Origin of the sequence: Nostoc sp. CHAB 5715 (genome assembly GCF_020829685.1) — a bacterium.
In the GTDB taxonomy this organism is placed as follows: Bacteria; Cyanobacteriota; Cyanobacteriia; order Cyanobacteriales; family Nostocaceae; genus Nostoc.
In genome coordinates, this window is record NZ_JAIVFR010001074.1 from 1 (window position 1) to 2,374 (window position 2,374).

Annotated in this window: 1 pseudogene; it reads right to left on the reverse strand. The window is 41.7% G+C overall.

The features are described from left to right. A pseudogene (locus LC574_RS36055) lies at positions 1–2,374 on the reverse strand (hypothetical protein); the annotation flags it as partial.

A 2,374-nucleotide genomic window follows, 5' to 3' on the forward strand; every position in this document is an offset into this window, starting at 1 on the left:
ATAGTAACAGTATCAACAAAAGCACCTGAGGTGGGAGTAGTTAGCGTATAACCACTCGGTATTACTGTCCGTACTGTGTAAGTACCAGGTAAGAGGTTGTCAAAAGTGTAATAGTATCTGCTCGTACCTAAAGTTGAGGAAGAAGTATCTTTTTTCGTCAGCTGATTGGGTTCGTCCTCATCTAGAACCCCATTATTATTCAGGTCAAGGTAAACAGTAACATTTTCCTTAAATGGTTCGATAGCGTAGCGGTCATCAAACCCAGAGAAAATGTCAATTAATTTATCAAAATCAGTAATTCGTTCAGCATCTGGGTCAATTTTTCTAATTGTGTCAAGAGTTGAGTATAAGCCCACACCAAATGCTGTGACATTACCACCTTTAGCCTTAATATCTGAAACTACTTCAGCAGCAGTAGTTGGGTTCAGAGGCCCGTAACCATCTGACATGAAAATGAGGTTAGGGTCGCCAGGTAAGACATCAAATAAGCTATCAATTGTTTGTAAGGCGGTAGTAAAGTTATTGCTACCATCAGGACGGTAACTTGCTAGAATCTGGCGAATGTCTGCAACTCCATTGCCATCCATGTCTGCATTAGCAGTAGTGTAAATCTGTATTCCTGAAGTTACCGGGTCCATATCCTGGATTACCGCATTAAATTTATGGGGAATGATACCAAATTTAATGTGATCGCCTCCACCTTGGGCAACAACTGCATCTATCATTGCTAGAGCAGCAGCAACTTGGGCATCTAAAACAGTCTTAATATTTGGGTTATTCTCATCACCGTAGAATGGAGCGGCAGTACTGCCAGAAACGTCAATTGCAAAGACAATCGCTGGATTATCGCCCTTGATTAGTTTCGAGTCTAGGAAACCATTGCTGTTAAGGTCATCAAAGACTGCACCTTGGATTTTACCCAAATTGCCGTAGACATCAACTGCAAAGGACTGGATACCTTTACCACCCCGACGGTCTGAGACTTCAACTTGAAAGTTAACTTGGCTACCAGGTGTTACAGAAACTTCCGGGAACCAAATCAATTCGCCCGTCTCATTATCAATTAGTGCTCCTAATGGTGCATCAAGCAGGCGATAAACAAGGGCATCGCCATCTGGATCAACACTCTTGAGTTTGTACTGATAAACTTTATCAGCCAGTCCAAATCGAGTTTCGGGAGCGCTAATAATGACTGGATTACTGTTATCTGGGTCTGGCCAAAGCTTAATATTAAAATCTTGAACTGCACTAGCACCTTTAGTATCTTGTACACCCAACTGAACATTCACAAGTCCAAGGAAATCACCGTTCTTATTGTTCGTTGCCCCCGTGCCTGGTGTAAGTACATCTCGTGCTGTTAATTCTTTGTGGCGAATAACTCTAAAATTATAATCAATTTTCCCAGTAGCGTAACCACCTTGAAGGTAGAGATAGTAATCCCCAGTTTCTGGGATCAGAATTTCTGAGTCATAGCGCTGTTCGCTGTCAAAAAGTTGGTTGTTGCCAGAACCAAACAATTTCCATCGGTAATTCCAGGGGTCGCCGCCTGGGGTACTAGAAGAAATACTATCAAAGTAGAGGCGTTCTCCAGCTTGTGCAGAGAGCTTAAAGACCTGACTTTGCTGGGCGTTATCTAAAGAGCCAACTTTTGGCAAACTGTAATTAATGGACTGTGCTGTATCCAGATCCAAAAGTTGAAAAGAATAATTGTAACTGGCTGCGGCGTCATTAGCAATTACCAAATAGTAAAGACCATTTTGAGTCAAAGTCAATGGTGCGCTATCACCCGACCATTGGAAGTTATTAGACGTGAATATAGTCTTACCATTTGAATCATACAAAGAAGCTCGTACATTAGAGCCAGTCATAGCGTTAAACAATACTTTCTGTCCCTGTACGCCATCAAAGGTATAAACTTTGTCTTGCAGGGCATTTAAATTACCAGAAACAACGCTACCAATTTCCAGATAGTTGAGGTTGGCAGACCTTAAACTTCTGGGCAGTTCTAGTAAGTTAAATTTATAGTCACCAGTAGTGCTGCCATAGTAGCCGAATGTTTGCAGTTTGTAATTACCACTTTGTTCCAAAACAATTGGAGCAGTGTCAAATCTCGCATCATGGTCGCTAAAAACATAAGTACCATCTGGGTTGAGGAGTCTTGCCCGAATTTGCCAATTGTTATAGTCTGGTGTAGCGCCATCAAATATAATTAGTGTGCCAGCATTCGCTGTAAATTCATAGTCAACCACCTGACTAGCATTCAATTGGCCGGTCTGTATAGTTCCCAGTCCCACATTGTTAATAGGGTTGGTAGAGATATCAGTTACTCGGAAGCTGTAATTTACAGAGTTGCTGCTATTGCCAGCAATTGCTA